Source organism: Enterobacter cloacae complex sp. SYL001 (assembly GCF_049237025.1).
Lineage (GTDB): Bacteria > Pseudomonadota > Gammaproteobacteria > Enterobacterales > Enterobacteriaceae > Enterobacter > Enterobacter intestinihominis.
The window spans coordinates 51,533-74,748 of the sequence record NZ_JBMKJI010000008.1; the positions used below are offsets into that span (position 1 = coordinate 51,533).

The following is a 23,216-nucleotide window of genomic DNA, read 5'->3' on the forward strand; positions in this document are numbered from 1 at the left end:
CGAAGATGAAAGCTGTATCTCGCGTTCATATCACGCCACATATGCACTGGGACCGGGAGTGGTACTTCACCACCGAAGCGTCACGTATTCTTCTGGTCAATAATATGGAAGAGATCCTCACCCGTCTTGAGCAGGACGCAGAGTATAAATACTACGTTCTCGACGGCCAGACGGCGGTGCTGGAAGATTATTTTGCCGTGAAACCGGAAAACAGGCCACGCGTGAAGGCGCTGGTGGCGGCCGGGAAGCTGATTATCGGGCCGTGGTATACCCAGACGGACACCACCCTTGTCTCCGGCGAGTCGATTGTGCGCAATCTGATGTACGGCATGCGCGACTGTCTGGCCTTTGGCGAGCCGATGAAAATTGGCTATCTGCCGGACTCCTTCGGCATGTCTTCCCAGCTGCCACACATTTACAACGGTTTTGGCATCACGCGCACCATGTTCTGGCGCGGCTGTTCCGAGCGGCACGGTACCGATAAAACCGAATTTCTCTGGCAAAGCCAGGACGGCAGCGAAGTGACGGCACAGGTACTGCCGCTGGGCTACGCGATTGGTAAGTACTTACCGGAGGATGAAGCCGGACTGCGCAAACGGCTCGACAACTACTTCGAGGTGCTCGAAAAAGCCTCCGTGACGAAAGAAATTTTGCTGCCTAACGGCCATGATCAGATGCCGCTCCAGCAGAACATATTTGCGGTGATGGATAAGCTGCGCAAAATCTACCCGCAGCGTCAGTTTGTGATGAGCCGCTTCGAGGAGGTGTTTGACCATATCGATGCGCACCGCGATGAACTGGCGACGCTGAAAGGGGAATTTATTGACGGTAAATATATGCGGGTGCACCGGACGATCGGCTCCACGAGGATGGACATCAAAATCGCCCACGCCCGGATAGAGAATAAAATCGTCAACGTCCTCGAGCCGCTGGCTACGCTTGCCTGGACGCTGGGCTTTGACTATCACCACGGCTTGCTGGAAAAAATGTGGAAAGAGATCCTCAAGAATCACGCCCACGACAGTATCGGCTGCTGCTGCAGCGATAAAGTGCATCGCGAGGTGATGTCACGCTTTGAGCTGGCGGAAGACATGGCCGATAACCTGACGTGCTTCTATATGCGCAAGATTGTCGACAACATGCCGCAGAGCGAGGAAGACAAACTGGTGATGTTTAACCTCACGCCCTGGCCGCGTGAGGAAGTGATTAACACCACGATACGTCTGCGCGCCAGCCAGTTCCGCCTGTTGGACGAAAAGGGAAATGAAATCCCTTATTATCTCCGCAGCGCGCGTGAGATAGACCCCGGGCTGATTGACCGGCAGATAGTGCATTACGGCAACTACGATCCCTTCATGGAGTTTGACATCCAGATCAACCAGATCCTGCCATCTATGGGTTACCGCACGCTCTATATCGAGCCGCACGTGGCCGGCAAACTGCAGACGCCAGATAAATCGCCGGAGGCGTTACTGGAAAATGCTTTCTGGGAAGTAACGTTAAACGAGGACGGTACTTTGCGTCTGCTCGATAAAGCGTCCGGGCTTATCTATGACCGCGCGCTGGAAATTGAAGAGAGCTCGGATGATGGCGATGAGTACGACTACTCGCCTTCACGGGAAGAGTGGAGACTCTCTTCCGCGCAGGGCGAACATGAGGTTGAGGTGATCCACGAGGCCTGGCAGAGCAGGGCGGTGATCCGCCATCGAATGGCGGTGCCAGCGGATCTCGCTGAACGTTCTGCGCGTCAGCAGACGGGAACGCTTGAGGCAGCACTCACGGTCACGCTCAGCCATAACAGCCGACGTATCGACGTCAAGGCACGTCTCGGAAATCACGCGGATGACCACCGTGTGCGGGTTCTGATCCCGACACCATTCACCACAGAGACGGTCTTAGCCGATACCCAGTTTGGTTCGCTGACGCGCCCTGTACAGGATGAAGCGATGGCAAACTGGCAGGAGGAGGGATGGAAGGAAGCGCCGCTGCCGGTGTGGAATCTGCTCAACTACGCGGTGCTCCAGGAACGGCGTAACGGGATGGCGCTATTTACCGAAGGGTTGCGCGAATTTGAAGTAACAGGTGAGCGTCAAAACACGTTTGCCCTGACGTTGCTTCGCGGCGTCGGGTTGCTTGGGAAGGAAGACTTACTTCTGCGCCCTGGCAGACCGTCCGGGATCAAAATGCCGGTGCCTGATTCGCAGATGCGGGGTCAGTTAACCTGTCGCTTTAGCCTGTTCAGTTTTAATGGTACGCCCGTCAGTGCTGGCGTTGCGCAGCAGGCGAAGTCGTGGTTAACGCCAGTGCACTGTTATAACAAAATTCCGTGGGATGCGATGAAGCTTAACCGTGCCTCTTTCACCACACCCTGTAGCTATAGCCTGCTAACTCTGGCGCCTAACGGATGTGTACTCAGTGCGCTGAAAAAAGCGGAGGATCGTGACGAGATGATTCTTCGTCTGTACAACCCTTCGGAGACCCGCTCCTGTGACGTGGCTTTGTCTGTGAACCGTGAGGTCCAGGCCTGTTGCGAAACGGACATGAATGAGGTGTGCAAAGCGCAAGGGGAGGAGGGCTCAGCCATTACGGGGCCTTTCCGGCCAGGCCAGTCACGGACCTTCAGCATAAAAATTGAAAGGTAATCTCAAGAACAATATCAAGGCCGCATCCCCTGCGGCCTTTATTTCATCAAATAGTCACTAAAGGGTGTTAATTTTAAGATTAGCGAAGGTGAATGAAATGTAATCTTTTAGGCGGGTAGTAAAGCGGAAGAAAAATACTGTGAAGCGGATAACATTATATGTTTCTCTCCCTGCAAAAAGGTCTTTTTTCACACGCGTTAATAAAAATCACAACTGTTTATATTATCTTCTGGCTTTTATAACCATTAATGCCTTTAAATATACATGTTATTAACAAGGTTTTTACTATCCATGCCACAAAGAAACATCATTAACAGTACCGGCTGTTTTTGATTTAAATCAATGTTTAATCCTTGGAAAAAGGCTCCAAAAGGCGTTAAATTGTTCCCGATCAAAATGGCCGAAAAGTGGTAATTTTGCTATAAATTGATCGCCGTCGAAAAACGTAAATCTGTTCGAATAAAAACCTGTTTATTGTAAGGGTTTTGCAGCGTATTATATTTACGGGATCAATTTGGTTTTTTCTTAACGTATTTGTAACCTTTCATCATTGCTTTTTCCTCCTGTAGAGAATAAGCAACGAAGAAGGGAAGCAGATAACTTTGTATTGGGGCATGCGTGTGGATCCTTATCTAACGGGGTTCACTCTCGGAGTCTTCATGCGATGAGCAAGGAGTCATAATGTTAGACGTAGTCGAACTGTCGCGCTTACAGTTTGCCTTGACCGCGATGTACCACTTCCTTTTTGTGCCGCTGACGCTCGGTATGGCGTTCCTGCTGGCCATCATGGAAACGGTTTACGTCCTCTCCGGCAAACAGATTTATAAAGATATGACCAAGTTCTGGGGCAAGTTGTTTGGTATCAACTTTGCGCTGGGCGTGGCAACCGGTCTGACCATGGAGTTCCAGTTCGGGACAAACTGGTCTTACTATTCCCACTATGTAGGGGATATTTTCGGTGCGCCGCTGGCCATTGAAGGTCTGATGGCCTTCTTCCTCGAATCCACCTTTGTAGGTCTGTTCTTCTTCGGTTGGGACCGTCTGGGTAAAGTCCAGCATATGGCGGTAACCTGGCTGGTGGCATTAGGCTCCAACTTGTCCGCACTGTGGATCCTGGTGGCGAACGGCTGGATGCAAAACCCAATCGCCTCTGATTTCAACTTCGAAACCATGCGTATGGAGATGGTCAGCTTCGCTGAGCTAGTCCTGAACCCGGTTGCCCAGGTTAAATTCGTGCACACCGTGGCGTCTGGCTATGTGTGCGGCGCGATGTTCGTGCTGGGCATCAGCTCCTACTATATGCTGCGCGGCCGTGACTTCGCGTTCGCCAAGCGTTCTTTCGCTATCGCAGCAAGCTTCGGTATGGCCGCGATTCTGTCCGTTATTGTTCTGGGTGATGAATCCGGTTACGAAATGGGTGACGTGCAGAAAACCAAACTCGCCGCAATTGAAGCTGAATGGGAAACCCAGCCGGCACCGGCAGCGTTTACCCTGTTCGGCGTGCCTGACCAGGACGCGCAGGAAAACCGCTTCGCCATTCAAATTCCTTACGCTCTGGGTATTATCGCCACGCGCTCCGTCGACAAACAGGTGACTGGCCTGAAAGATCTGATGGTGCAGCATGAAGAGCGTATCCGTAACGGGATGAAAGCCTACTCGCTGCTGGAACAGCTGCGCGCCGGCTCTACCGACCAGGCCGTTCGCGATCAATTTAACGACGTGAAGAAAGACCTCGGTTACGGTCTGCTGCTGAAACGCTATACCCCGAACGTCTCCGACGCGACGGAAGCGCAGATTCAGATGGCAACCAAAGACTCTATTCCACGCGTTGCGCCGCTGTACTTCGCGTTCCGCATCATGGTGGGTTGCGGCATTATCATGCTGCTGATCATCGCGGCCTCGTTCTGGTCAGTCATTCGTAACCGTATCGGTGAGAAAAAATGGCTGCTGCGCACCGCGCTGTACGGTATCCCACTGCCATGGATTGCTATCGAGTCCGGCTGGTTTGTTGCGGAATATGGCCGTCAGCCATGGGCGATCGGTGAGGTGCTGCCAACAGCGGTAGCGAACTCCTCCCTGACCGCAGGCGACCTGATCTTCTCCATGCTGCTGATTTGCGGTCTGTACACCCTGTTCCTGGTGGCTGAACTGTTCCTGATGTTCAAGTTCGCGCGCCTTGGCCCAAGCAGCCTGAAAACCGGTCGCTACCACTACGAGCAGTCTGTTACGACTACTCAGCCGGCACGCTAAGACAGGAGTCATCAAATGATCGATTATGAAGTATTGCGTTTTATCTGGTGGCTGTTGATCGGCGTTCTGCTGATTGGTTTTGCGGTCACCGATGGTTTCGATATGGGCGTGGGCATGCTCACCCGTTTCCTCGGTCGTAATGACACCGAGCGTCGAATCATGATCAACTCCATCGCCCCGCACTGGGACGGTAACCAGGTGTGGCTGATCACCGCAGGCGGCGCGCTGTTCGCTGCCTGGCCGATGGTTTACGCGGCTGCGTTCTCCGGCTTCTATGTGGCGATGATTCTGGTGCTGGCCTCTTTATTCTTCCGTCCGGTAGGTTTTGACTACCGCTCCAAGATTGAAGACACCCGCTGGCGCAACATGTGGGACTGGGGCATCTTCATCGGTAGCTTCGTTCCACCGCTGGTCATTGGTGTGGCGTTCGGTAACCTGTTACAGGGCGTACCATTCCACGTCGACGAATATATGCGTCTGTTCTACACCGGTAACTTCTTCCAGCTGCTGAATCCGTTTGGTCTTCTGGCGGGCGTGGTGAGCGTGGCGATGATCATCACCCAGGGCGCAACCTATCTCCAGATGCGTACCGTAGGTGAACTGCACCTGCGTTCTCGTGCGACCGCTCAGGTGGCGGCGCTGGTGACGCTGGTCTGCTTCGCGCTGGCAGGCGTGTGGGTCGTGTACGGTATTGATGGCTACGTGGTGACCTCCGCCATTAACCATACCGCACCGTCTAACCCGCTGACCAAAGAGGTGGCGCGTCAGGCTGGCGCATGGCTGGTGAACTTCAACAATATGCCTGCGCTATGGGCTATCCCTGCTCTGGGTGTGCTGCTGCCACTGCTGACAGTGTTAATGTCTCGTCTGGAGAAAGGCGCTATGGCGTTCGTGTTCTCTTCCCTGACGCTGGCGTGCATTATCCTGACGGCAGGTATTGCTATGTTCCCATTCGTGATGCCATCCAGCACCATGATGAATGCTAGCCTGACCATGTGGGATGCAACGTCCAGCCAGTTGACGTTGAACCTGATGACGTACGTTGCTTGCGTGTTCGTGCCGATTATCCTGCTCTACACCGCCTGGTGTTACTGGAAAATGTTCGGTCGCATCACTAAAGAACATATCGAAAGCAACACCCACTCTATGTATTAAGTAAGGAGCTGAATATGTGGTATTTCGCATGGATTTTAGGGACGCTTCTTGCCTGTGCATTTGGTGTCATCACTGCCCTGGCGCTTGAGCATGTAGAAGCGTCTAAAGCAGGTGAAGATAAGCACTAATGAATATTATCGCAACGTTATATGCGGTAATGGACAAGCGCCCCCTGCGGGCGCTTTCCCTCATTATGGCATTACTGCTGGCGGGCTGTATCTTCTGGGACCCGTCGCGCTTCGCGGCTAAAACCAGCGAGCTTGAGATCTGGCACGGCTTCCTGATTATGTGGGCGGTGTGTGCAGGTGTGATTCACGGTGTCGGCTTTCGTCCGAAAGCGCTTCACTGGCAGGGCATCTTCTGCCCGCTGATTGCCGATCTGGTTCTTCTCGCCGGTTTGATTTTCTTCTTCTTCTGAATAAGAAATGTCCGTTAATGATATGGGCTTACCCGAGCCCATAAAAATTTACTCTCCGTTTACTTTCCCCCATTCCAAACCATCATTCCCGCGCGTATAGTAGCGAAGTTTGAAAGCTCCAACTTTTCTTGTATTACCGGGATGTAAAGTGAATACAACGCTGTTTCGATGGCCGGTACGTGTCTATTACGAAGATACCGATGCCGGTGGTGTGGTCTACCACGCCAGCTACGTTGCTTTTTATGAACGGGCACGCACAGAGATGCTGCGCCATCATCACTTTAGTCAACAGGTGCTGTTGGCTGAGCGAGTTGCCTTCGTGGTACGCAAGATGACGCTTGAGTATTTTGCGCCTGCCAGACTCGACGATATGCTCGAAGTCCAAACAGAAATTACATCAATGCGCGGAACTTCACTGGTTTTCACGCAGCGGATAGTCAATGCAGAGAACACGGTACTGAACTCAGCTGAAGTCCTGATTGTCTGTGTTGATCCAACCATAATGAAGCCTCGTGCGCTTCCTAAGTCTATTGTCGCGGAGTTTAAGCAGTGACTGACATGAATATCCTTGATTTGTTCCTGAAGGCAAGCCTTCTGGTTAAACTTATCATGTTGATTTTGATTGGTTTTTCAATCGCATCCTGGGCCATCATCATCCAGAGAACGCGTATCCTCAATGCCGCTGGCCGCGAAGCCGAAGCGTTTGAAGATAAGTTCTGGTCGGGTATAGAGCTTTCTCGTCTCTATCAGGAAAGCCAGGGACGCCGTGATAACCTTTCAGGCTCCGAACAAATTTTTTATAGTGGTTTCAAAGAGTTCGCTCGCTTACACCGTGCTAACAACCATGCGCCGGAAGCCGTGGTAGAAGGTGCGTCGCGTGCGATGCGCATTTCCATGAATCGCGAACTGGAAAATCTTGAAACGCATATTCCTTTCCTCGGAACCGTTGGCTCCATCAGCCCGTATATCGGCCTGTTTGGTACGGTGTGGGGGATCATGCACGCCTTTATCGCCCTGGGGGCGGTGAAGCAGGCAACCTTGCAGATGGTGGCACCGGGTATCGCAGAAGCACTGATCGCGACCGCAATCGGTCTGTTCGCGGCAATTCCGGCGGTAATGGCGTACAACCGTCTGAACCAGCGCGTGAATAAACTGGAACTGAACTACGACAACTTTATGGAAGAGTTCACCGCGATTCTGCATCGTCAGGCGTTTACCAGCACCGAGAGCAACAAGGGGTAAACCATGGCCAGATCGCGTGGACGAGGTCGTCGCGAGCTCAAGTCCGAAATCAATATCGTTCCGTTACTGGACGTGCTGCTGGTGCTGCTGCTGATCTTTATGGCGACAGCGCCCATCATCACCCAGAGCGTAGAAGTTGATCTGCCGGATGCGACAGAATCACAGGCGGTAAGCACCAATGACGATCCTCCGGTCATCATTGAGGTTTCCGGCGTAGGGCAGTACAGCGTGGTGGTCGAGAAGGATCGTATGGATCAGCTCCCCCCAGAGCAGGTTATTGCTGAAGCGCAACGACGCCTGGAGTCAAATCCGAAGACGGTCTTCTTAATCGGTGGTGCGAAAGACGTACCATATGATGAAATTATCAAAGCGCTGAACTTGCTACATAGCGCGGGCGTTAAGTCAGTTGGCTTAATGACTCAGCCTATTTGATCATCTGCGTAGTTTTTGGGAACCGATAGTGTCAAAGGCAACCGAACAGAACGACAAGCTTAAGCGAGCGATAATCGTCTCCGCAGTGCTGCACGTGATTCTTTTTGCAGCGCTGATCTGGAGTTCGTTCGATGAGCACATTGATGCATCGGGCGGTGGTGGAGGCTCATCCATCGACGCCGTCATGGTAGATCCCGGTGCGGTAGTGCAGAACTATAATCGTCAGCAACAGCAGCAGGCGAGCGCAAAACGCGCTGAAGAGCAGCGTGAAAAACAGGCGCAACAGCAGGCGGAAGAGCTGCGTGAAAAGCAGGCCGCCGAGCAGGAACGTTTGAAGCAGCTTGAGAAAGAGCGTTTGCAGGCGCAGGAAGCCGCGAAAGAGCAGGCGGAGCAGCAGAAACAGGCTGAAGCCGCAGCGAAGAAAGCGCAGGAACAGCAGAAGCAGGCGGAGGAGGCGGCAGCCAAAGCCGCAGCAGACGCTAAGGCGCAGGCAGATGCTCAGGCGAAAGTAGCCGCAGAAGCAGCGAAAAAAGCCGCTGCTGACGCGCAGAAGAAGGCCGAAGCAGAAGCCGCGAAGAAAGCCGCTGCTGATGCGAAGAAGAAAGCGGAAGCCGAAGCCGCGAAAAAAGCCGCTGCTGACGCACAGAAGAAAGCCGAAGCAGAAGCCGCGAAGAAAGCCGCTGCTGATGCGAAGAAGAAAGCGGAAGCCGAAGCCGCGAAAAAAGCCGCTGCTGACGCACAGAAGAAAGCCGAAGCAGAAGCCGCGAAGAAAGCCGCCCAGGAAGCAGAGAAAAAAGCGGCCGCCGAAGCGGCGAAGAAAGCGGCTGCCGCTGAGAAAGCTGCGGCAGAAAAAGCCGCCGCTGCGGAAAAAGCCGCTGCTGATAAAAAAGCTGCAGCTGAGAAAGCCGCTGCCGATAAGAAAGCAGCAGCCGAAAAAGCCGCTGCTAAAAAGGCCGCTGCCGCTGAGAAAGCTGCTGCAGCCGCAGGAGTTGACGATCTGCTGGGCGACCTGAGTTCCGGTAAGAATGCACCGAAAACGGGCGGTGGGGCGAAAGGAAATGGACAGCCGTCAAAAGACAGCGGTACCTCCGGAGCCAACGGTGGGGCAACAGGTGCAGATATCAGTGCTTATGCCAAACAGATCCAGGTTGCGATTCAGAGCCGACTCTTTGATGCAGGCCTGTATCAGGGCAAGCAATGCGTACTGCACATCAATCTTGCGCCAGACGGCAGGTTGAAAAGCGTGACGTCTGAAGGGGGCGATCCTGCGCTCTGTCAGGCTGCGCTGGCCGCAGCCAGATCGGCGAACATTCCTAAACCGCCTAGCGAGGCTGTTTATGAAAGGATAAAAGATGCCAAACTGGACTTTAAGCTGTAATCAACTCTTCTAACGGAAGTATGAAAAACAGTCTATGGTCGTAAACAGGATAAGTAGTTTTGTCTATTTGGGTTTGTTAACATTCTGCTAAATTATCGTGGGTAAGGTTACCCAGATAAGGGAGATATGATGAAGCAGGCATTACGTGTAGCAGTTAGTTTTTTAATGCTGTGGGCAGCTGTACTGCACGCAGAAGTACGTATCGAAATCACCCAAGGGGTGGACTCGGCGCGTCCGATTGGTGTCGTTCCGTTCCAGTGGGCAGGCCCGGGCGCTGCGCCTGAAGATATTGGCGGCATCGTTGCCGCTGACCTGCGTAACAGCGGTAAATTTAACCCATTAGATCGTTCCCGCCTGCCTCAGCAGCCGGGTACTGCGCAGGACGTTCAGCCTGCTGCATGGTCTGCGCTGGGTATTGATGCGGTAGTTGTCGGTCAGGTTACGCCTGCACCAGACGGCGGCTATAACGTTGCGTATCAGCTGGTTGATACCGGCGGTGCGCCGGGTACCGTTCTGGCTCAAAACACCTATAAAGTGAACAAGCAGTGGCTGCGCTACGCTGGCCATACGGCGAGTGACGAAGTGTTTGAGAAGCTGACCGGTATTAAAGGTGCGTTCCGTACCCGTATCGCGTACGTGGTACAGACCAACGGCGGCCAGTTCCCTTATGAGCTGCGCGTCTCTGACTACGATGGTTACAACCAGTTCACCGTACACCGTTCACCGCAGCCGCTGATGTCTCCGGCATGGTCTCCGGACGGCTCTAAGCTGGCGTATGTCACCTTCGAAAGCGGCCGCTCCGCGCTGGTCATCCAGACGCTCTCTAACGGTGCTGTTCGTCAGGTTGCGTCATTCCCACGTCACAACGGTGCACCTGCGTTCTCTCCGGACGGTACCAAACTGGCGTTTGCCCTGTCTAAAACCGGTAGCCTGAACCTGTACGTAATGGATATTGGTTCTGGTCAGATCCGTCAGGTCACGGATGGTCGTAGCAATAACACTGAGCCAACCTGGTTCCCGGACAGCCAGAATCTGGCCTTTACGTCCGACCAGGCAGGTCGTCCACAAGTTTATAAAGTGAATATCAACGGCGGAGCAGCGCAGCGTATTACCTGGGAAGGTTCTCAGAACCAGGATGCTGACGTCAGTGCCGATGGTAAAACAATGGTAATGGTCAGCACTGCGGGTGGTCAGCAGCACATTGCCAAACAAGATCTGGTAACGGGAGGCGTACAAATACTGTCGTCAACGTTCCTGGATGAAACGCCAAGTCTGGCACCTAACGGCACCATGGTAATCTACAGCTCTTCTCAGGGGATGGGATCCGTGCTGAATCTGGTTTCTACAGATGGGCGTTTCAAAGCGCGTCTTCCGGCAACTGATGGACAGGTAAAATCACCTGCCTGGTCGCCGTATCTGTAATAATAATTAATTGATTACTAAAGGAATCTTAGAAATGCAACTGAACAAAGTGCTGAAGGGGCTGATGATCGCTCTGCCTGTTATGGCAATCGCAGCGTGTTCTTCTAACAAGAACGCAAGCAATGACCAGAGCGGCGAAGGCATGATGGGTGCCGGCACCGGTATGGACGCTAACGGCAATGGCAATATGTCTTCTGAAGAGCAAGCGCGTCTTCAGATGCAGCAGTTACAGCAGAACAACATCGTTTACTTCGATCTGGATAAATACGACATCCGTTCTGACTTCGCTGCGATGCTGGATGCGCACGCAAACTTCCTGCGTAGCAACCCGTCTTACAAAGTCACCGTAGAAGGTCACGCGGACGAACGTGGTACTCCGGAGTACAACATCTCCCTGGGTGAACGTCGTGCAAACGCTGTTAAAATGTATTTGCAGGGTAAAGGCGTTTCTGCTGACCAGATCTCCATCGTTTCTTACGGTAAAGAAAAACCAGCAGTACTGGGTCACGACGAAGCAGCTTACTCCAAAAACCGTCGTGCCGTACTCGTTTACTAAGAGAATTGCATGAGCAGTAACTTCAGACATCATCTGATGAGTCTGTCGTTACTGGTTGGAATAGCGGCCCCCTGGGCCGCTTTTGCTCAGGCACCAATCAGTAGTGTCGGCTCAGGCTCGGTAGAAGACCGGGTTACACAACTCGAGCGTATTTCTAACGCTCACAGCCAACTTTTAACTCAACTCCAGCAGCAGCTTTCCGATAACCAGAATGATATTGATTCCCTTCGTGGTCAGATTCAGGAGAGCCAGTATCAGCTTAATCAGGTTGTGGAGCGCCAGAAGCAAATTTTGTTGCAGATGGATAGCCTGAACAGCGGCGGAGCAACAGCACAGCCAGCAGCAGGCGATCAAAGCGGTGCGGCGACGCCTGCACCTGCGGCAGATGCCTCCGCGTCGTCTGGAGCGCCTGTACAAAGCGGTGACGCGAATACGGACTATAACGCGGCCATTGCCCTGGTACAGGACAAATCGCGCCAGGACGATGCTATCGTTGCGTTTCAGAACTTCGTTAAGAAGTACCCTGATTCTACTTACCAGCCAAATGCGAACTACTGGCTGGGTCAGTTGAATTACAACAAGGGTAAAAAGGATGATGCGGCGTTTTATTTTGCCTCTGTGGTGAAAAATTACCCGAAATCACCGAAAGCGCCGGATGCGATGTATAAAGTCGGCGTGATCATGCAGGACAAAGGCGACACTGCAAAAGCCAAAGCGGTTTATCAGCAGGTGGTTGCGAAATTCCCGGGTACAGACGGCGCCAAACAAGCGCAAAAACGTTTGAGTTCGATGGGTTGATTATCGCATGACCAGAAATCGCGTTATTTCTGGTCGTGCAGCATGATTCCTAAGCAGTTAAGTGATCTTCATCGAAATTTTTGTTGCGCAGAATTCTTAAATCAGTAATATATGCCGCCGTTGCCACGGGATATCAAACAACGTGAAAGCAGCGCAAAAGTGGGTCGTTAGCTCAGTTGGTAGAGCAGTTGACTTTTAATCAATTGGTCGCAGGTTCGAATCCTGCACGACCCACCACTTAAAGCAGTTCCGGCAGTACAGAGTGGGTGATTAGCTCAGTTGGTAGAGCATCTCCTTTACACGGAGGGGGTCGGCGGTTCGAGCCCGTCATCACCCACCACTCGGGTCGTTAGCTCAGTTGGTAGAGCAGTTGACTTTTAATCAATTGGTCGCAGGTTCGAATCCTGCACGACCCACCAATTTTATTGGTTCCGAGTGATAATTCAGGCAACACCCGAATGGGTCGTTAGCTCAGTTGGTAGAGCAGTTGACTTTTAATCAATTGGTCGCAGGTTCGAATCCTGCACGACCCACCAGCCTGAATAGATTTGAAGTACATCCCGCAAGGGGTCGTTAGCTCAGTTGGTAGAGCAGTTGACTTTTAATCAATTGGTCGCAGGTTCGAATCCTGCACGACCCACCAATTTTAATGTCTTACTCAGATATTACACGTGAAGGATAACGTTGCTTTAGCAACGGCCCGAAGGGCGAGGCGAAGCCGAGTCATCCTGCACGACCCACCAGTGTAGAAAGGCGCCCTAAAGGCGCCTTTTTGCTATCTGTCGTTCGCCAGTGCCTTGTAGGTCGGGTAAGGCGAAGCCACCAGCCGACAAATGCTACCGGCATCAATTCCCGATGACATTCCCCCTCAAATTCGCTATCTTGTTTAGTATATAAAACACCATTGCCTCATTTTTGTTATCTCATGCAAAACAAAGGCAATATTGTTAAGCCAGTAAAACGAGAAGCCATAATGAGTGTAATGTTTGATCCCGAAACCGCAATCTATCCCTTCCCGCCGAAGCCAGCTCCGCTAAGCCGGGATGAGAAGCAGTTCTATCGTGAAAAAATCAAGCGCCTCCTTAAAGAGCGTGATGCGGTGATGGTGGCGCATTACTACACCGACCCTGAAATTCAGCAGCTGGCGGAAGAGACGGGTGGTTGTATCTCAGACTCCCTGGAGATGGCGCGTTTCGGTGCTAAGCATTCAGCCTCCACGCTGCTGGTCGCGGGGGTTCGTTTTATGGGTGAAACGGCAAAAATCCTCAGCCCGGAAAAAACGATTCTGATGCCTACGCTGAATGCCGAATGTTCTCTTGACCTCGGTTGCCCGATTGATGAGTTCACCGCCTTCTGTGATGCCCACCCTGACCGTACCGTGGTGGTCTATGCCAATACGTCTGCGGCGGTGAAAGCCCGGGCAGACTGGGTAGTAACGTCCAGTATTGCCGTTGAGCTGATTGAACATCTGGACAGCCTGGGGGAGAAAATCATCTGGGCGCCCGATCGTCACCTGGGAAACTACGTACAAAAACAGACCGGTGCGGATGTGCTGTGCTGGCAGGGCGCCTGTATCGTTCACGACGAGTTTAAGACCCAGGCACTGACCAGGATGAAACGCTTATACCCGCAGGCCGCAATTCTGGTGCATCCGGAGTCGCCGCAGTCGATTGTTGAGATGGCGGACGCAGTCGGCTCAACCAGCCAGTTGATAAACGCGGCAAAAACCCTGCCGCACAAGCAGCTCATCGTGGCGACCGATCGCGGTATCTTCTATAAAATGCAGCAGGCCGTACCAGAAAAAGAGCTGCTCGAAGCGCCAACCGCCGGAGAAGGGGCGACCTGTCGAAGCTGCGCGCACTGCCCGTGGATGGCGATGAATGGACTTAAGGCGATAGCGGAGGGGCTGGAGATCGGTGGCGCAGCGCATGAGATCCACGTAGACGCCGCCCTGCGCGAAGGCGCGTTAATTCCGCTTAACCGTATGCTGGATTTTGCGGCTACACTACGTACTTAACTTATTACGCCCCGGAGAAAAAATGGATTTTTTTAGCACACAGAACATCCTGGTTCATATCCCGATTGGTGCGGGCGGCTATGACCTGTCGTGGATTGAAGCGGTAGGTACGCTGGCCGGTTTACTCTGTATCTGGCTGGCCAGCCTTGAGAAGATCAGTAACTATGCGTTCGGGCTGATAAACGTCACGCTGTTTGCGATCATCTTCTTCCAGATCCAGCTCTACGCCAGCCTGCTTCTGCAGCTGTTCTTCTTCGCGGCCAATATCTATGGCTGGTACGCCTGGTCGCGGCAAAACAGTCAGCAGGAGGCGGAGCTGCAAATCCGCTGGCTGCCGTTGCCAAAAGCCATTGCCTGGCTCGCGGCCTGCGTGGTGGCAATCGGCTTTATGACCGTCTTTATTGACCCGGTATTTGCCTTCCTGACGCGCGTGGCGGTCTCGGTCATGTCGGGTCTGGGATTAAACGTGACGATGCCTGAGCTTCAGCCTGATGCCTTCCCGTTCTGGGATTCCTGCATGATGGTGCTGTCGATTGCCGCAATGATCCTGATGACCCGTAAATACGTTGAAAACTGGCTGCTGTGGGTGGTCATCAACGTGATTAGCGTGGTGATTTTTGCCCGTCAGGGCGTTTATGCCATGTCGCTGGAGTATATGCTGCTGACCGTCATTGCCCTGAACGGTAGCCGCATGTGGATCAACAGCGCGCGTGAGCGTGGCTCTCGCGCGCTTTCCCGCTAATGATGATGCTCGTGTGAGTGGCCGGACTGCGCCTCGTTCAGGTGACAGTCTGGCCCGTTACAGGGCTGATACTCCATCTGGATGGTGGAGTGCGCAATTTCGTAGTGATGCTCAAGGAAGTGCCGAATACGTTCAAGCAACGCATCGTGATCGTGGGGCGGAATAACCTGAACGTGCAGCGTCATAAGCGGTTTCTCACCCACCAGCCAGACGTGAACGTGGTGAACGTTACGGACTTCAGGAATGGAACGACACAGATTGCGTTTTAGCTCGCCAATATCCAGCGAAGTGGGAGCGCCTTCCAGCAGTTCATTCACGCTCTCTTTCAACAGCCGCCAGGCACTGCGTAATACAAGGCACGATACCAGCACGGAAAGAATCGGGTCGATGGGGGTCCAGCCCGTACCCATAATGATCAGCGCGGCGACGATGGCACCTACGGAACCCAGCAGATCGCCCAGCACGTGAAGCGCCGCGGCCCGTACGTTCAGATTTTTTTCGCTGCTGCCGCGGTGCAATATCCAGAATGCCAGAATATTGGCGACCAACCCGGCAATAGCAATCACCATCATCGTCGTTCCGGCTACCGGTTGTGGATGACGAAAGCGCTGAAACGCCTCCCAGACGATTAGAATGGTAATAACCACCAGTGCAATCGCATTCACGAACGCAGCAAGTGTGGTGAGTCTGAGCCAGCCAAAGGTGTGGCGGGCATTGGGAGGGCGACGGGCAAACTGCACGGCCAGCAGAGCAAACAGGAGCGCGGCAGCGTCGGTCAGCATATGCCCGGCATCGGCCAGCAGCGCCAGCGATCCGGAGATCAGTCCGCCTGTCACCTCAATAATCATAAAGGTGGCAGTGATGCCAAAAGCCAGCAGAAGCCGTTTGGCATTTTCATCGCCAGTGGAGTGGGAATGGGAGTGGGAGTGCGCCATGGTATCGTTCCTGATTTATTATTATTTTTAGTGTAGCGTTTTTAAGAGCTTAAATAAAAAAAGGAGAGCATTCGCTCTCCCTCTTTTACCTTACGGAAGGTTACTGGGTAGTACCGTCCGTTTTGGTATTGGCATCGCTGCCCACTTTGTCATTCGGGTCCGGGCATTTCCCGTCTTTACACATTGAGTTTTTGTGAACTTCGTCAGTGCTCATACCGTCATGGTTCATCGTGCCGGTATTCGTACCGCCGGTGTTGGTATTGCCCGTGTTGATATTACTGTTATCAACATTATTTGGCGCGATATTCTGTTTTGCATCCGGCGCAACCTGGCCCGCTTCGGCAGCGGCATTCGCGTCGCCGTTGCTGCCGGAGGAGCCTGTATCGGCTGCCAGTACGCTACCGCTTGCCAGGGTAAGGGTTGCCGTCAGGAAAAGCGTAGTCAGTTTCGTCATTTTCATCATGGTGCTCCTGTTCTTATCGTTACGCTGGATAACATTCTCCAACAGTGCATCTTGTTCAGTGGCGAAAGATCCCAGATTCCTGAATTATGTCAGGATGGAATCGCGTATAAATATTTAAAAACAGTCGTTACAAGTAAAAAGCTTAGGCGAGATCTCATTTTTCGCTATTTTGTTGCGTATTTTAGGCGAATTCCAGGAATTATCTGCGCGAAGTGTAAAAGCCCGTTTACACTTCGTGACCGACAAGTTAGATTGAAAGCATTGCTTTCATTACTAAAGATATGGCAGAGCCGGAAAGAAGATGAATTATCAGAACGACGATTTACGCATTAAAGAGATCAATGAGTTATTACCTCCCGTAGCGCTCCTTGAAAAATTCCCCGCCACCGAAAATGCCGCCAACACGGTGTCTCATGCCCGCAAGGCGATCCACAAGATCCTGAAAGGTAGCGACGATCGTCTTCTGGTGGTCATCGGACCGTGCTCCATTCACGATCCTGCTGCGGCCAAAGAGTACGCGTCACGTCTGCTCACCCTGCGCGAAGAGCTGAAGGGCGAACTGGAAATTGTGATGCGCGTTTATTTCGAAAAACCGCGTACCACCGTGGGCTGGAAAGGGTTGATCAACGATCCGCACATGGACAACAGTTTCCAGATCAACGACGGCCTGCGTATTGCGCGTAAGCTGCTGCTGGAGATTAACGACAGCGGGCTGCCTGCTGCCGGAGAATTCCTCGATATGATCACCCCGCAGTATCTGGCTGACCTGATGAGCTGGGGCGCTATTGGTGCGCGTACGACTGAATCGCAGGTTCACCGTGAGCTGGCGTCTGGCCTGTCATGCCCGGTGGGTTTCAAAAACGGCACTGATGGCACCATCAAAGTCGCTATTGATGCCATCAATGCGGCTGGCGCGCCGCACTGCTTCCTGTCGGTGACTAAGTGGGGCCACTCGGCTATCGTGAATACCAGCGGTAATGGCGATTGCCATATCATTCTGCGCGGCGGTAAAGAGCCTAACTACAGCGCAAAACACGTGGCGGAAGTGAAGGCGGGTCTGGAGAAAGCGGGACTGGCGCCGCAGATCATGATCGATTTCAGCCATGCGAACTCAAGCAAACAGTTCAAAAAGCAGATGGAAGTTGGTGCAGACGTTTGTCAGCAAATCGCCAACGGTGAACGCGCAGTGATTGGGGTGATGATTGAGAGCCATCTGGTGGAAGGCAATCAGAACCTGGAGGGCAGCGAGCCGCTGGTCTACGGTAAGAGCGTGACGGATGCCTGCATTGGCTGGGATGATACCGATGCGATCCTGCGTCAGCTGGCGGATGCGGTAAAAGCGCGTCGCGGTTAAGTTTATCGCGGGCAATAAAAAAGCGTGGATTGCTCCACGCTTTTTTTATGTCCGGCGAAAATTACTTCGCTTTACCCTGGTTCGCCACGGCCGCCGCTTTTGCAGCGATTTCGTCGGCGTTACCCAGGTAGTAATGTTTAACTGGCTTGAAGTTTTCGTCGAACTCGTACACCAGCGGCACGCCGGTAGGGATGTTCAGCTCGAGAATTTCATCTTCACCCATGTTGTCCAGGTATTTCACCAGCGCACGCAGGGAGTTACCGTGAGCAGCGATAATGACACGCTCGCCGCTTTTCAGGCGTGGCAGAATGGTTTCGTTCCAGTAAGGCACAACACGGTCGATGGTCAGCGCCAGGCTTTCGGTCTGCGGCAGTTCAGCCTCAGTCAGCTTCGCGTAACGCGGATCGTGGCCCGGGTAGCGCTCGTCATCTTTGCTCAGCTCTGGAGGCGTGACCGCAAAACCACGACGCCACTGCTTAACCTGCTCGTCACCGTATTTTTCTGCGGTTTCTGCTTTGTTCAGACCTTGCAGCGCACCGTAGTGACGCTCGTTCAGTTTCCAGGATTTCTCAACCGGCAGCCAGGCCTGATCCAGCTCGTCCAGAATGTTCCACAGGGTATGGATGGCACGTTTCAGCACAGAGGTGTAAGCAAAGTCAAAGGTGAAGCCTTCTTCTTTCAGCAGCTTACCTGCCGCTTTTGCTTCGCTCACGCCTTTCTCGGACAGATCAACGTCATACCAACCGGTGAAGCGGTTTTCGTTGTTCCACTGGCTTTCGCCGTGGCGCACCAGGACAAGCTTAGTATTAGCCATTTCTTACTCCTCAAGCATTTTGAATGATAACAATTCTCATTATATTGCCGTGACTGTGCCAGCAGCAACGCTTAACCCTAACCATAGCGAAAATAGTTCGAGAGTGTAAGATGCATGTGAATCCAGGGTTATGATTTTGTCTGCGATCGCCGCTATTTTCAGCAAGCTGAGCGGAAAAAAGCCCTCGCGGTGAAGGCCAGGCTTTTTGCCGGATGGCGCTTCGCTTATCCGGCCTACATTCGTAGGCCCGTGCACGCGTAGCGCCGCCGGACATTATGCGCGCGGAATGAAATGATACTCTGTGACGCTTACGTACTCTTCACCCGGACGCAGCACGCAGTCAGGCTGCGGCCATTCAGGATGGTTAGGACTGTCCGGCAGGAACTCGCTCTCCAGCGCCAGACCTTGCCAGGCGGCGTAGTCGTTATGTTCACGCGCCGTGGTCCCCTCCAGGTAGTTACCGGAGTAGAACTGCAGGGCAGGGGCGGTGGTGTAGACCGTCATCTGTAACTTCTCATCCGCAGACCAGACCTGTGCGGCAGGTTGAGAAAGATCGCCTTTCGCCTGCAACAGGAAAGCGTGGTCGTAGCCTTTCACCTTGCGCTGATCGTCATCACTCAGGAAATCCTGGGCGATGGTTTTCGGCTGACGGAAATCAAAGCTATTTCCGCTTACCGGTTTCAGCCCCTGATAAGGGATACCCATCTCATCGACCGGGAGATACTCGTCCGCCAGGATCTGGAGTTTGTGGCTGCGGACATCGGTCTGATTACCGTCAAGGTTGAAATAGGCGTGGTTAGTCAGGTTGACCGGGCACGACTTATCGACGGTCGCGCGATACTCAATGGCGATGCGATTATCTTCGGTCAGGGTGAAGCGCGCGGTTGCGGTGAGATTGCCCGGGAAGCCCTGGTCTCCATCGAGGGAGTCCAGAGAGAACCAGACCTCACCGTCATTTTGCTGCACAATCTTCCAGCGACGTTTATCAAACCCTTCCGGGCCGCCGTGTAGCTGATTTTCGCCCTGGCTGGCAAGCAGGGAATACGTTACGCCGTCCAGCGTAAACTGGCTTCTGGCGATGCGGTTAGCGTAGCGGCCTATGGATGCGCCCAGAAAAGCGGTCTGCTCGATATACTGCTCCGGCGATGCGCAGCCAAGCAGGGTTTCGCGCACGCTGCCGTCAGGCATCGGTACGCGGGCAGAAAGTAACGTTGCGCCCCAGTCCATCAGCGTAACCACCATCCCGGCACTGTTGCGCAGGGTTAACAGGCGATACGGCAGACCATCCGGTGCGAGTGTTGGTGTTTCGTTTAGCACTGTCCGGCTCCTTGTGATGCTTTGCAGACATAGAAAGTTTCTTTGATGCCCGTTTTGGCTTCGTACTGTTTAGCCACCGCGTCCTGAATGGCAGGGACCAGCTCTTCCGGCACCAGGGCGACGACGCACCCGCCGAATCCGCCGCCGGTCATACGCACGCCGCCTTTGTCGCCAATCGTGGCTTTCACGATTTCAACCAGGGTGTCGATTTGCGGCACGGTGATTTCGAAATCGTCACGCATGGAGGCATGCGATTCGGCCATCAGCTCGCCCATCCGCTTCAGGTCACCTTTTGCCAGCGCGGAGGCGGCTTCTACGGTACGGGCATTTTCCGTCAGCACGTGACGCACGCGCTTCGTGACAACCGGATCCAGTTCGTGGGCAACCTTGTTAAATTCGTCAAGTGAGACATCACGTAGGGCTGGCTGCTGGAAGAAGCGCGCGCCGGTTTCACACTGCTCGCGGCGGGTGTTGTACTCGCTCCCCACCAGGGTGCGTTTGAAGTTGCTGTTGATGATCACCACAGCCGCACCTTTTGGCAGTGGAACCGCTTTGGTCCCGAGGGAGCGGCAGTCAATCAGCAAAGCATGTTCTTTCTTGCCCAGCGCGGAAATCAGCTGATCCATAATGCCGCAGTTGCAGCCCACGAACTGGTTTTCCGCTTCCTGACCGTTGAGGGCGATCTGCGCCCCGTCCAGCGGCAGATGATAAAGCTGCTGGAACACGGTGCCGACCGCCACTTCCAGCGATGCGGAAGAGCTTAATCCCGCCCCTTGCGGCACGTTGCCGCTGATCACCAGATCGGCCCCGCCGAAATTCTTGTTACGCTTCAGAAGATGCTTCACCACGCCGCGAACATAGTTCGACCACTGCTGGCTGTCGTGGGTCACGATCGGCGCATCAAGGGAAAATTCGTCAATTTCGTTGCCGTAATCCGCGGCGATCACTCGCACGTTACGATCTGAACGTTTCGTGCAGGCGATCACCGTCTGGTAGTCGATGGCACACGGCAGGACAAAACCGTCGTTATAGTCGGTGTGCTCGCCGATCAGATTAACGCGGCCTGGCGCCTGGATAATATGGGTGGCAGGGTAGCCAAATTTTTCAGCAAACAGGGATTGTGTTTTATCTTTCAGACTCATTTTTAGACTCCTGATTCGCGGTAATGGACGTCGCTAACGGCACGCAGGCGTTCTGCCGCCTGTTCCGCCGTCAGGTCGCGCTGGGTTTCCGCCAGCATTTCATAGCCCACCATGAATTTACGTACCGTCGCAGAACGCAGCAGCGGCGGATAGAAGTGTGCATGTAACTGCCAGTGTTGATTCTCTTCGCCGTTAAACGGCGCACCGTGCCAGCCCATGGAGTAGGGGAAGGAACACTGGAACAGGTTGTCGTAGCGGCTGGTCAGTTTTTTCAGCGCCAGGGCAAGGTCGTCTCGCTGGGCGTCGCTGAGGTCCGTAATACGCTGAACATGGGCCTTTGGCAGCAGCAGCGTTTCAAACGGCCACGCCGCCCAGTAAGGGACTACCGCAAGCCAGTGCTCGGTTTCCACCACAGTGCGGCTGCCGTCCGCCAGTTCACGCTGGGTGTAATCCACCAGCATCGGCGAACCGTTCTGTGCGAAATAGGCTTTTTGCAGCCGGTCTTCACGTTCGGCTTCGTTCGGCAGGAAGCTGTTCGCCCAGATCTGGCCGTGCGGATGCGGGTTAGAGCAGCCCATCGCCGCGCCTTTATTTTCAAATACCTGCACCCACGGATAGGTCTGGCCCAGCTCCGCCGTTTGCGCCTGCCAGGTGCTGACCACCTCTTTCAGCGCCTCAACGCTCAGCTCCGGCAGCGTTTTGCTGTGATCGGGAGAGAAGCAGATCACGCGGCTGGTGCCGCGGGCGCTTTCACAGCGCATCAGCGTGTCGTGGTTTTCCGGCGCGTCCGGCGTGTCGGTCATCAGCGCCGCAAAATCGTTAGTGAAAACGAAGGTGCCCTTGTAGTTCGGGTTTGTATCGCCCGTCACGCGCGTGTTGCCCGGACAGAGGAAGCAGTCCGGATCGTGCTGCGGCAGCGACTGTTTGGCAGGCGTCTCTTGCGCCCCCTGCCAGGGGCGCTTGGCGCGATGCGGTGAAACTAAAATCCATTGCCCGCTGAGCGGGTTAAAACGACGATGCGGGTGATCGACGGGATTGAATTGCGTCATGACAAATCCTTAATCCGGATAACCCTGCGGATGGCGTGACTGCCAGTGCCAGGTATCCTGTGCCATTTCATCAAGCGTGCGGGTAACACGCCAGTTAAGCTCTTTATCCGCTTTGGTGGCATCGGCCCAGTAAGCCGGGAGGTCGCCATCACGACGCGGCGCGAAGTGATACTTCACTGGCTTGCCGCAGGCTTTACTGAAGGCATTCACCACATCCAGCACGCTGCTGCCGACGCCGGCGCCGAGGTTGTAAATATGCACGCCCGGTTTATCCGCCAGCTGCTGCATCGCCGCCACGTGGCCGTCGGCCAGATCCATCACGTGAATGTAATCGCGCACGCCGGTGCCGTCTTCGGTGGGATAATCGTTACCAAAAATCGCCAGGGAGTCGCGACGCCCTACGGCAACCTGCGCGATATACGGCATCAGGTTATTTGGGATGCCCTGCGGATCTTCACCCATGTCGCCTGACGGATGCGCGCCAACCGGGTTGAAGTAGCGCAGCAGCGCGATGCTCCACTCAGGCTGGGCTTTTTGCAGGTCGGTCAGGATCTGCTCTACCATCAGCTTGCTTTTGCCATACGGGCTTTGCGGCGTACCGGTCGGGAAGCTTTCAACGTAAGGAATTTTTGGCTGATCGCCGTAGACGGTCGCGGAAGAGCTGAAGATAAAGTTTTTAACGTTCGCCGCACGCATGGCGGAGATCAGACGCAGGGTACCGTTGACGTTGTTGTCGTAGTACTCAAGCGGTTTTGCTACCGATTCGCCCACCGCTTTCAGGCCCGCGAAGTGGATAACGGTTTCAATCGCGTGATCGTGAAGGATTTCAGTCATCAATGCTTCATTGCGGATATCGCCTTCCACGAAAGTCGGCTGTTTACCCGCAAGGCGTTCAATGACCGGCAGCACGCTGCGCTTACTGTTGCACAGGTTATCAAGAATGACGACATCGTGGCCGCTTTGCAGAAGTTGTACGCAGGTATGACTTCCTATGTAACCGCTACCACCTGTTACCAGAACTCGCATATTTCGCTCCATTAGGCTTATGGTATGAATTAACCATAGCATATCAGAGACGCGAAAAGTGTGA

The 23,216-nt window shown here is 53.8% G+C and carries 22 protein-coding genes and 5 tRNA genes; 20 read left to right on the forward strand and 7 right to left on the reverse strand.

The genetic code is table 11. From position 1 onward, the window contains the following. Window positions 1-5: 5 nt before the first annotated feature. From mngB to pnuC, 19 genes are all read left to right on the forward strand, one after another. The gene (gene mngB / locus ACOTZP_RS10225; RefSeq protein ID WP_271075269.1) at window positions 6-2,642 is read left to right on the forward strand and encodes a mannosylglycerate hydrolase; all 2,637 of its coding nucleotides are present in this window, start codon (window positions 6-8) and stop codon (window positions 2,640-2,642) included. A gap of 681 nt (window positions 2,643-3,323) precedes the next feature. Then, window positions 3,324-4,892 (forward strand): cytochrome ubiquinol oxidase subunit I, encoded by a 1,569-nt coding sequence (cydA, locus tag ACOTZP_RS10230; RefSeq protein ID WP_023299615.1) that lies wholly within the window; start codon window positions 3,324-3,326, stop codon window positions 4,890-4,892. Between the two features lie 15 nt (window positions 4,893-4,907). Then, window positions 4,908-6,047, forward strand: a complete 1,140-nt coding sequence (gene cydB / locus ACOTZP_RS10235) for a cytochrome d ubiquinol oxidase subunit II (protein ID WP_022647469.1) — start codon at window positions 4,908-4,910, stop codon at window positions 6,045-6,047. 14 nt (window positions 6,048-6,061) lie between these two features. Further along, entirely contained in the window at window positions 6,062-6,175 is a 114-nt protein-coding gene (gene cydX / locus ACOTZP_RS10240) for a cytochrome bd-I oxidase subunit CydX (RefSeq protein WP_014169181.1), read from the forward strand. After that, the gene (ybgE, locus tag ACOTZP_RS10245; RefSeq protein ID WP_003858596.1) at window positions 6,175-6,465 is read left to right on the forward strand and encodes a cyd operon protein YbgE; all 291 of its coding nucleotides are present in this window, start codon (window positions 6,175-6,177) and stop codon (window positions 6,463-6,465) included. The genes cydX and ybgE overlap by 1 nt, the downstream gene beginning before the upstream one ends. A gap of 148 nt (window positions 6,466-6,613) precedes the next feature. Next, on the forward strand, window positions 6,614-7,018 hold the full coding sequence (gene ybgC, locus ACOTZP_RS10250; RefSeq protein ID WP_003858593.1) for a tol-pal system-associated acyl-CoA thioesterase: 405 nt from the start codon (window positions 6,614-6,616) through the stop codon (window positions 7,016-7,018). Next, the gene (gene tolQ, locus ACOTZP_RS10255; RefSeq protein WP_022647470.1) at window positions 7,015-7,707 is read left to right on the forward strand and encodes a Tol-Pal system protein TolQ; all 693 of its coding nucleotides are present in this window, start codon (window positions 7,015-7,017) and stop codon (window positions 7,705-7,707) included. Before ybgC ends, tolQ begins: the two co-directional genes overlap by 4 nt. A 3-nt stretch (window positions 7,708-7,710) precedes the next feature. After that, entirely contained in the window at window positions 7,711-8,139 is a 429-nt protein-coding gene (gene tolR, locus ACOTZP_RS10260) for a colicin uptake protein TolR (RefSeq protein WP_003858589.1), read from the forward strand. 28 nt (window positions 8,140-8,167) lie between these two features. Continuing rightward, entirely contained in the window at window positions 8,168-9,517 is a 1,350-nt protein-coding gene (gene tolA, locus ACOTZP_RS10265; protein ID WP_421633704.1) for a cell envelope integrity protein TolA, read from the forward strand. A gap of 129 nt (window positions 9,518-9,646) precedes the next feature. Next, window positions 9,647-10,939 carry a Tol-Pal system beta propeller repeat protein TolB gene (gene tolB, locus ACOTZP_RS10270; protein WP_022647472.1) on the forward strand — a complete coding sequence of 431 codons (1,293 nt, stop codon included), beginning with the start codon at window positions 9,647-9,649 and terminating at the stop codon, window positions 10,937-10,939. 34 nt (window positions 10,940-10,973) lie between these two features. Next, window positions 10,974-11,495: a peptidoglycan-associated lipoprotein Pal gene (gene pal, locus ACOTZP_RS10275; protein ID WP_003858578.1), complete on the forward strand. Its 522-nt coding sequence runs from the start codon at window positions 10,974-10,976 to the stop codon at window positions 11,493-11,495. A gap of 9 nt (window positions 11,496-11,504) precedes the next feature. Next, the gene (gene cpoB / locus ACOTZP_RS10280) at window positions 11,505-12,293 is read left to right on the forward strand and encodes a cell division protein CpoB (protein ID WP_271075268.1); all 789 of its coding nucleotides are present in this window, start codon (window positions 11,505-11,507) and stop codon (window positions 12,291-12,293) included. Between the two features lie 161 nt (window positions 12,294-12,454). Next, window positions 12,455-12,530: transfer RNA gene (locus ACOTZP_RS10285), tRNA-Lys, on the forward strand. A 27-nt stretch (window positions 12,531-12,557) separates the two neighbouring features. Continuing rightward, window positions 12,558-12,633, forward strand: a tRNA-Val gene (locus ACOTZP_RS10290). Window positions 12,634-12,636: 3 nt separating this feature from the next. Then, window positions 12,637-12,712: transfer RNA gene (locus tag ACOTZP_RS10295), tRNA-Lys, on the forward strand. A 41-nt stretch (window positions 12,713-12,753) separates the two neighbouring features. After that, window positions 12,754-12,829: transfer RNA gene (locus ACOTZP_RS10300), tRNA-Lys, on the forward strand. Window positions 12,830-12,860: 31 nt separating this feature from the next. Further along, window positions 12,861-12,936 (forward strand) — tRNA-Lys (locus ACOTZP_RS10305). Between the two features lie 330 nt (window positions 12,937-13,266). Continuing rightward, window positions 13,267-14,310: a quinolinate synthase NadA gene (gene nadA / locus ACOTZP_RS10310; RefSeq protein WP_032676358.1), complete on the forward strand. Its 1,044-nt coding sequence runs from the start codon at window positions 13,267-13,269 to the stop codon at window positions 14,308-14,310. A 22-nt stretch (window positions 14,311-14,332) separates the two neighbouring features. After that, entirely contained in the window at window positions 14,333-15,052 is a 720-nt protein-coding gene (gene pnuC / locus ACOTZP_RS10315) for a nicotinamide riboside transporter PnuC (protein WP_022647475.1), read from the forward strand. Here the strand turns inward: pnuC and zitB are convergent. After that, the gene (gene zitB, locus ACOTZP_RS10320; protein ID WP_271075267.1) at window positions 15,049-15,987 is read right to left on the reverse strand and encodes a CDF family zinc transporter ZitB; all 939 of its coding nucleotides are present in this window, start codon (window positions 15,985-15,987) and stop codon (window positions 15,049-15,051) included. The genes pnuC and zitB overlap by 4 nt on opposite strands. 100 nt (window positions 15,988-16,087) lie before the next feature. Continuing rightward, window positions 16,088-16,447, reverse strand: coding sequence for a protein YbgS (locus tag ACOTZP_RS10325; protein ID WP_022647477.1), 360 nt, complete (start codon window positions 16,445-16,447; stop codon window positions 16,088-16,090). Window positions 16,448-16,751: 304 nt separating this feature from the next. Between ACOTZP_RS10325 and aroG the strand changes: the two genes are divergently transcribed. Further along, entirely contained in the window at window positions 16,752-17,804 is a 1,053-nt protein-coding gene (aroG, locus tag ACOTZP_RS10330; RefSeq protein ID WP_022647478.1) for a 3-deoxy-7-phosphoheptulonate synthase AroG, read from the forward strand. 61 nt (window positions 17,805-17,865) lie between these two features. Here the strand turns inward: aroG and gpmA are convergent, their stop codons facing one another. The 5 genes from gpmA to galE all read right to left on the reverse strand — a co-directional run bounded on the left by gpmA (window position 17,866) and on the right by galE (window position 23,152). Beyond that, window positions 17,866-18,618, reverse strand: coding sequence for a 2,3-diphosphoglycerate-dependent phosphoglycerate mutase (gene gpmA / locus ACOTZP_RS10335; protein WP_003858562.1), 753 nt, complete (start codon window positions 18,616-18,618; stop codon window positions 17,866-17,868). 273 nt (window positions 18,619-18,891) lie between these two features. Then, window positions 18,892-19,935, reverse strand: coding sequence for a galactose-1-epimerase (gene galM, locus ACOTZP_RS10340; RefSeq protein ID WP_271075266.1), 1,044 nt, complete (start codon window positions 19,933-19,935; stop codon window positions 18,892-18,894). Then, the gene (gene galK / locus ACOTZP_RS10345) at window positions 19,929-21,077 is read right to left on the reverse strand and encodes a galactokinase (RefSeq protein ID WP_045309135.1); all 1,149 of its coding nucleotides are present in this window, start codon (window positions 21,075-21,077) and stop codon (window positions 19,929-19,931) included. The genes galM and galK overlap by 7 nt, the downstream gene beginning before the upstream one ends. 2 nt (window positions 21,078-21,079) lie before the next feature. Further along, on the reverse strand, window positions 21,080-22,126 hold the full coding sequence (galT, locus tag ACOTZP_RS10350; protein ID WP_271075265.1) for a galactose-1-phosphate uridylyltransferase: 1,047 nt from the start codon (window positions 22,124-22,126) through the stop codon (window positions 21,080-21,082). A gap of 9 nt (window positions 22,127-22,135) precedes the next feature. Continuing rightward, window positions 22,136-23,152, reverse strand: coding sequence for a UDP-glucose 4-epimerase GalE (gene galE / locus ACOTZP_RS10355; RefSeq protein ID WP_022647482.1), 1,017 nt, complete (start codon window positions 23,150-23,152; stop codon window positions 22,136-22,138). Window positions 23,153-23,216 lie beyond the last annotated feature (64 nt).